Origin of the sequence: Pseudoalteromonas sp., from assembly GCF_036960685.1 — a bacterium.
GTDB lineage: Bacteria > Pseudomonadota > Gammaproteobacteria > Enterobacterales > Alteromonadaceae > Pseudoalteromonas.
Genome location: NZ_JBALXK010000051.1, coordinates 1 through 6,734, shown reverse-complemented (window position 1 = coordinate 6,734; position 6,734 = coordinate 1). Strand labels below are relative to the sequence as shown.

The 6,734-nt window shown below is 41.0% G+C and carries 6 protein-coding genes and 1 pseudogene; all 7 read right to left on the bottom strand.

The annotated features are described in order from the left end of the window. Positions 1-212 precede the first annotated feature (212 nt). The 7 genes and pseudogenes from V7783_RS20870 to ltrA all read right to left on the bottom strand — a co-directional run bounded on the left by V7783_RS20870 (position 213) and on the right by ltrA (position 6,259). Complete coding sequence (locus V7783_RS20870; protein ID WP_101033031.1) at positions 213-635, bottom strand: hypothetical protein; 423 nt, start codon at positions 633-635, stop codon at positions 213-215. Between the two features lie 325 nt (positions 636-960). Continuing rightward, a complete protein-coding gene (locus tag V7783_RS20865) occupies positions 961-1,608 on the bottom strand; it encodes a class I SAM-dependent methyltransferase (protein WP_335680368.1) in 648 nt (215 codons plus the stop codon). A gap of 406 nt (positions 1,609-2,014) precedes the next feature. Then, on the bottom strand, positions 2,015-2,377 hold the full coding sequence (locus V7783_RS20860) for a hypothetical protein (RefSeq protein ID WP_335680367.1): 363 nt from the start codon (positions 2,375-2,377) through the stop codon (positions 2,015-2,017). 425 nt (positions 2,378-2,802) lie between these two features. Beyond that, complete coding sequence (locus V7783_RS20855; RefSeq protein WP_335680366.1) at positions 2,803-3,093, bottom strand: hypothetical protein; 291 nt, start codon at positions 3,091-3,093, stop codon at positions 2,803-2,805. Between the two features lie 367 nt (positions 3,094-3,460). After that, complete coding sequence (locus V7783_RS20850; protein ID WP_335680365.1) at positions 3,461-3,877, bottom strand: hypothetical protein; 417 nt, start codon at positions 3,875-3,877, stop codon at positions 3,461-3,463. A gap of 372 nt (positions 3,878-4,249) precedes the next feature. Next, a pseudogene (locus V7783_RS20845) lies at positions 4,250-4,582 on the bottom strand (transposase); the annotation flags it as partial. 204 nt (positions 4,583-4,786) lie between these two features. Next, positions 4,787-6,259, bottom strand: a complete 1,473-nt coding sequence (gene ltrA / locus V7783_RS20840) for a group II intron reverse transcriptase/maturase (protein WP_335680363.1) — start codon at positions 6,257-6,259, stop codon at positions 4,787-4,789. Positions 6,260-6,734: the final 475 nt, after the last annotated feature.

The window sequence follows — 6,734 nt, the reverse complement described above, 5'->3', positions numbered from 1 at the left end:
CCAAAACATCCCTATTTTAGATTCTCGCTGACTCATCTACACCTGTAATTTAACTCTCTTCGATTTAGCTGCATAGTTGTCTATAGATGAAAGCTAAATAGGAAAAGCTCAAATCTAATTAGCTGACTTACTTTTGGACAGAGACGAGTTAGTAACGAACACTGTAAAAGGCGGAAAATAGTTGGCTAAAACTTGCAAGGAACGAGCACGAGTCAACTACTTTGCTTAATAGCCTTTATTAAATTTTTTGGATCGTTTGTACCCAGACAAACCGTTGTGCCATCTTTAAGTTTTAATTCAACAGCCGTTAGACCAGAAACGTTATATAACCATCCAGTTGAGATTAACCGAATTCCAAGCCCATAGTACCATTTTGTTCTTATCTCTTGTGCCGACTCAATTTCAGATATTTTTATTGATTTATTCCAAAATTTTGGACCAAAAAACCATTTTACCTTTCCATCTTCAACTTTGATTGTTAATGCTGAAAAAAGAATTGAAACCACACCTACAATTAAATAAGCAAATCCGATAGGTTCGGTAGGTTGAGTTACCGAAGCAGAGATAAGCACTAATGTTACAATTCCCATAACTGAAAGCATCGCGATTCCAAGCTGAGTGTTTTTATACTGCATGAAGAGCTCCTTTTACAGTTAACGTTTTAGTATTTATGCGTTGCGCTGTTTGCGACGCATAAATCGCTTGTTGGACTTGGCCGATGCCTAGTTCAGGTTAATTGGTGCGCTTTATGCTACAGGAATTTGCTTTTTTTGATGCTGGCTATGGGCTACAGAGCAGTTTAGAGTCAATTGATATCGAGTAGTAGATAAGTTTTTCATTGAAATTCCTTTTCATCGTATTTTCATATCATACATATTTAAGCTTGGCTGGTTCAATGAGGGTTATACACTCAATTGAAGCCTCCGTTGGCTCCGCGCAGCGGCTTAGTTCAACGCCTCGTTATGTTTTTTGTAACTTCTTAGCCACGACAAAATAGCTAGATGCGTCTTTGTATATCTCTTCAGATTCAAACGTTTGAAACCCGCCCGCCTCTAATAAGCTTTCTACCTCAGAGCTTGTGACTCTTCTTATAGGAATGGGAATTAGTCCAAGTTTACACAAGACCCGCACCAGCTGGATTTGAAGATTAACTAAAAATGACATCTTTTGACGTAAGCAAGGTGTTACAGAAATGAACAATCCTTCTGGCTTTAGCAATTCATTTATTCGCAGTACCACATCCTGTGGGCTAGGGACTGTATGTAACATGTTAAAAGCTAGAATGACATCATATGATTCTTTAGCAAATTCGCTACCAAAAATATCTGTTTGCTCGAAGATTACGTTCTCTACTTTCGCAACCGCTGCTTTCTCCCTTGCTATTTCAATCATTTTCGATGATATATCAATAGCGTGAACCTCTTTAACCTGACAGGAAAATTGGCACGTTGCGGTTCCTGTCCCACACCCATAATCGAGAACTGTATCGCTACCTTTGAGGAATTTTTTGGTATTTTCTCTAGATTTACTATGAATGTACTCAAATCGCTCTTCGGTCTTGTCGTAGTTTTTAGATGCTCCATCCCAAAACTCTTCCAGTTTACTCATTCTCTATACCTTTGTGGGAGAAACATAACGTTTTAGTATTTGTGCGTTGCGCCGTTTGCATGGCATAAATCGCTTGTTGGACTTGGCCGATGCCTAGTCAAAGTTAATTGGCATGCTTCATGCTATATGAATTTGCTTTTTTTGATGCTGGCTCTGGGCTACAGAGCAGTTTTAAGTCAATTGATATCGAGTAGTAGGTAAGTTTTTCATTGAAATTCCTTTTCATCGTATTTTCCTATCATACATCTTTAAGCTTGGCTGATTCAATGAGGATTATGCACTCAATTGAAGCCTCTGTTGGCTCCGCGCAGCGGCTTAATTCAACGCTCTGTTAAGCGGAAAATTACAGTTTGGCTATAATGCGCGAAGCGCGATCCAACTGTAAATTTTCCGTTTGAACAGCTTGTTAGATGTTTGCTGACACCAAACATTTTTCACCATCGCTCGATGATTTACCTGAAACCTGATACGTATTTCCAGCTTTCACGTCGATATCAAGGGTACCAGGTAATAACTTTGTACCCCAAGAAAAGGTAAATTCACACATTATTGAAACTGAATGCTGCCCCGTTTGAATTGAAGCGGTCGTACCTAGCTTATAACCACCTGACCATAAGATTTCACCTTCATCAATTTTTCTAATCATTACTTTTACATTCGATGAATCTTCTCCTATTAGTAAACCTTCATCGGGTGAAGCTTGTTGTGGAGTCGATTTACAGCCTAGGAATAAAGCTAGAACGGATAATATTAAAAACTTAGATTTCATTGAACACTCTCCATGTAAACACCTAACGTTTTAGTATTCATGCGTTGCGCCGTTTGCGACGCATAAATCGCTTGTTGGACTTGGCCGAGGCCTAGTTCAGGTTAATTGGTCCGTTTTATGCTAAAGGAATTTGCTTTTTTTGATGCTGGCTCTGGGCTGTAGAGCAGTTTTGAACTGCTTAAATTGCGTGATTTGTATGTATTTCATTGAAATTCCCTTGTCATTGTTGTGTTCCATCACATCTTTTTTAAGTCTAGCTGATTCAATATGAGTAATACCGACAATTGAAGCTTGATTTGGCTCCGCGCAGCGGCTTAGTTCAACGCCTAGCACAACGGTGGAATAATTTGGCGGGGCTTTTTGCGTTTCTTTGCAAAAACCGCGACAGATTATGGAATCCGTTGGTGCTACTTGTTATGTGTAATTTATGCATGATGTTCGGCTATTTGTGTTTGTAACTCTTGGGGCACATTTACCCATTTTGTTTGAACAGAAAGTTTAAGTAAACAACCTTGCAATGATGCACCTTTGATTATTTGTTTATACCAATCTAGGTAACTCCATTTTCTCGGAGTACCGCCATATAAGGCCATGGTATTTTGATTCCAATTTACCTCGATTGCCTCTCGATACATCATTGAGAACTTTGCAGATAAAGGCTTTATATATAGCCTTTGTTCTTCATCAATTCCGATTTCTTTGATTACATCTTCCATGTTCATTTTTTACACATAACGTTTTAGTATTTATGCGTTGTGCTGTTTGCGACGCATAAATCGCTTGTTGGACTTGGCCGATGCCTAGTCAAAGATAATTGGCATGCTTCATGCTATAGGAATTTGCTTTTTTTGATGCTAGCTCTGGGCTGTAGAGCAGTTTTGAACTGCTTATATTGCGTGATTTGTATGTGTTCCATTGAAATTCCTTTGTCGTTGTGGTGTTCCATCACATCTTTTTTAAGTCTAGCTGATTCAATATGAGTAATACAGTCAATTGAAGCTTGATTTGGCTCCGCGCAGCGGCTTAGTTCAACACTTGGGATAAGGACGCGGCTTCGCGCGGCCTATCCTTATTAGTTATATTTTAAAAACTCTGATGCTTTGCTATTTGAACAAGCAATTCTTTATAGTTAACTTGATCTGTTACGTTAACTACAGTTCCATTAACCATTGTTATATTTAGCTCATTTCTATCTATGTAATTTATCGGTTCGAAATCATTGTCAAAGTCAGCTTTCCACAACCAATTTACATCCACCCAATGTTCTATTGATTCCATATCCGAGAAATCATGCCCTTGGTATGGAGTTACGACGGAGCCAACCGCAATAATACGATTTTGGTTATGATAAAGGCATACGAGATCACCTTTTTTAATTTTATCAATTTCAGGTGCTCTATCATAAAATGCAGCGGCTTTGTTCTGTCTAAGCATATATTTAAATGCATTAGGGTTCCCATTCTCACCTTTTGTATTCGTGTTAACTAACCAAGTTTTCATAATATATCCATTTAGATGTAGGAACGATGCTGGGATTAAAATATAACGTTTTAGTATTTATGCGTTGCGCTGTTTGCGACGCATAAATCGCTTGTTGGACTTGGCCGATGCCACATCCAACGTTAATCGGTATGCTTTATGCTATAGGAATTTGCTTTTTTACGGTAGTTGTTTTTTGTACAGCACTTCGGCTAATCGTTTGTTCTGATTACACCTTTTAAGGTAGGTTTTGAACTGTTTCATCTTTTTCTATCGTCCTGTTACTGTATTGCATAGCGATTTTCCTGCGTGATGATGTGTGCTGTCGTCCCAGCTAATTCTGTATTAACTAAGCACGCTGTTTCATGGTCCACATCACTCATTTTTGTGCATTTAGCCCGACAGCCTCAGTGCGGCTTCGCGCTCGACTATTTTTAATAGCGAGATGAGACCCATAAACTGTAACCGCCCCGTTTCACATTACGGGCAACACCAATGCCCTAACGGCTCTGTCACCTTTTCTTTCTTGGGGGCTTTCGTTGCCAGTTGTGAGCGGATTTGGCTTAACTTTTTACGTCGACAACTGTTGGCTAGAAAACCAAAAAGCCTTATCCGCATCACGCCTTTTGGCAGTACATGTAATAGGTAACGCCGGATGAACTCTTCGGGAACCAGTTGCATGATTTTGCGTTGATTATCCCGATAATCGGTGTAACGCATATCGATTGAACTGGAGGGATCTAGCAAATGATCAATAGCATAAGTAATGGCTGGTGAGCATCCCACCAAATAGTAGTGTTATTGTTCTAAATGATAATGGTCGGATAGGCGGCACTTGTTACCAAGTACCGCCCTCCTAAGAACCGTACATGCAACTTTCACTGCATACGGCTCAAGCCTCCGCTAAGGCGTGTTCTGTTACCCAGCACCCTACATAGCAGCTAAGACAGGATCGAACCAAGAGTTTCGACCTTCCTTTGCCCGTTTCCGCTTACTTAAGTAAGCTTCGTACTCGGGGTCGTAAGGTATGGCTGCGCTCCTGATTTTCACATGTCTCTTTATCAGCGTTTGAGCTATCTGAACCAGATTAAAATGGCAGTCCATGTTGGCGATTTTCTGCCAGCCGTGGAATTGCCATCCTCCTATGCGATTCATATAGTATTTACGCCTCACCCAGTCCTTACTTTTAGTTGGATGACGCCTAACGGCCCAACGCCATAACAGCCAGAAAAGTTGATGCCCTACATAACCGAAAACTTGCTTTGCAACACTGTGGCGATAATAGTTCGCCCATCCTCTCAGTTTCGGATTCAATATTTTGATTAAATCGTTAACGGGGATTGTTGGATGTTTTCTAATGAATTCACGTAGATTACTCAAAAATGATAGAACGTTGCTCTTGCTCGGTTTAATGAGCAGTTTGCCTTTGTACTTTCTAAGATTGAATCCCAGAAAGTCAAAACCATCATCGATATGAGTAATGTGCGTTTTCTCATCAGAGAGTGTTAAGCCTCTTTCCTGTAGAAAACCAATTAGTTGCGGCTTGATTTCATTAACGAGCACTTCCTTCGAAGAACCTGTGATAACAAAATCGTCTGCATATCCGATAAAGTTGACTCTATTCCCTGTTTTACAGGCAATAGACTTAACCAACTGCTCTAACCCAGCCAGCGTGAGCAACATCAGCGTTGGGGAGATTATCCCGCCTTGTGGTGTTCCTTCTGCTGTTTTGTAGAACAATCCTTTATCAACATAACCACATCCAAGCCATTGTTTCAGCATTCGCTTATCTAAATGAATGTTGTCGATGAGCCATTGATGACCTATCTTATCGAAACAAGCTTTGATGTCACCCTCAAGAACCCATTGGCTAGAGCGCTTCAGACATAAACATTTGAAGCACTGTGCAATTGCATCTGCTGCGCTTCGGTTAGGTCGAAAGCCATAGCTATTGAGGTCGGCCACCGTTTCCGAAATAGGCTCCAAGGCGAGAAGATGAAGCGCTTGCTGCGCTCTATCTATCATGCAAGGAATGCCTAAAGGTCTGAGTTTGCCGTTTTTCTTGGGGATGTAGATACGCCTGAGCGGTTGGGCATGGTAGCCCTTTCTACTCAGTTGATTGACCGCACCTATACAACGAGCATCACTGTTCCAAACGATCCCGTCTATTCCAGATGTTTTGCTGCCTTTATTTTGAGAAACTCTTTTAACAGCAAGCAATTTTGCTGATTTAGAGTGAGTTAATATCCACTGCAACGCTTTCGCCTTGCCGTGTTTACCTTCTCGGGTTGCTTTTGCAATGCGCATTTGAAGCTTTAATACGTGTTGCTTAACCACTTTCCAGTTAATGGACTGCCATTGAGCATTGTCAGGGGATGCACTAACTTCGATTGAAGTCATCATTTGCGTTTCTCCTTAAATAAAGTTCTTCAAATCATCTTGCAACGGGAGACCAGCTAGAAGTCAGCTCGCTTTCGCGCCAGATAAAATCAGTATCCGCATCATTACAATGCGGCATTCGCTTTTTCTAGCCTCCTTTACCTGCATGACTATCGGCAGTCTTCGCAGACCGCTTTCCCAATGGGAGCGATTCAGGCTTACCGTGTTCCGTATGAAGCGTAATGTCAGTTTAGATGCCCACTCTAGTGCGAAGAGCTATATGATCACGAAAGAGCATTGCCCAATCTCTTTCCAGCTCTCGTTGCCTTTTTGGCCACAGCGTATAAACCACTTCCGCTGCTTCTCGTATAACGCACCTTTCGTGGATTCACATATGTTCATCATACTGACTCCCTAGCACTCACCCGATTGTGGTTATCAGGAAGAACGTCCTCTCACGATTCTGTTCCCGTCCAATGGACTTCGTTACATTGTCTGG

What these genes read in the sequence shown, in the direction of transcription:
- V7783_RS20870 (WP_101033031.1), bottom strand. Translation starts at nt 635, where the DNA reads ATGCAGTATAAAAACACTCAGCTTGGAATCGCGATGCTTTCAGTTATG.
- V7783_RS20865 (WP_335680368.1), bottom strand. Translation starts at nt 1,608, where the DNA reads ATGAGTAAACTGGAAGAGTTTTGGGATGGAGCATCTAAAAACTACGAC.
- V7783_RS20860 (WP_335680367.1), bottom strand. Translation starts at nt 2,377, where the DNA reads ATGAAATCTAAGTTTTTAATATTATCCGTTCTAGCTTTATTCCTAGGC.
- V7783_RS20855 (WP_335680366.1), bottom strand. Translation starts at nt 3,093, where the DNA reads ATGGAAGATGTAATCAAAGAAATCGGAATTGATGAAGAACAAAGGCTA.
- V7783_RS20850 (WP_335680365.1), bottom strand. Translation starts at nt 3,877, where the DNA reads ATGAAAACTTGGTTAGTTAACACGAATACAAAAGGTGAGAATGGGAAC.
- ltrA (WP_335680363.1), bottom strand. Translation starts at nt 6,259, where the DNA reads ATGATGACTTCAATCGAAGTTAGTGCATCCCCTGACAATGCTCAATGG.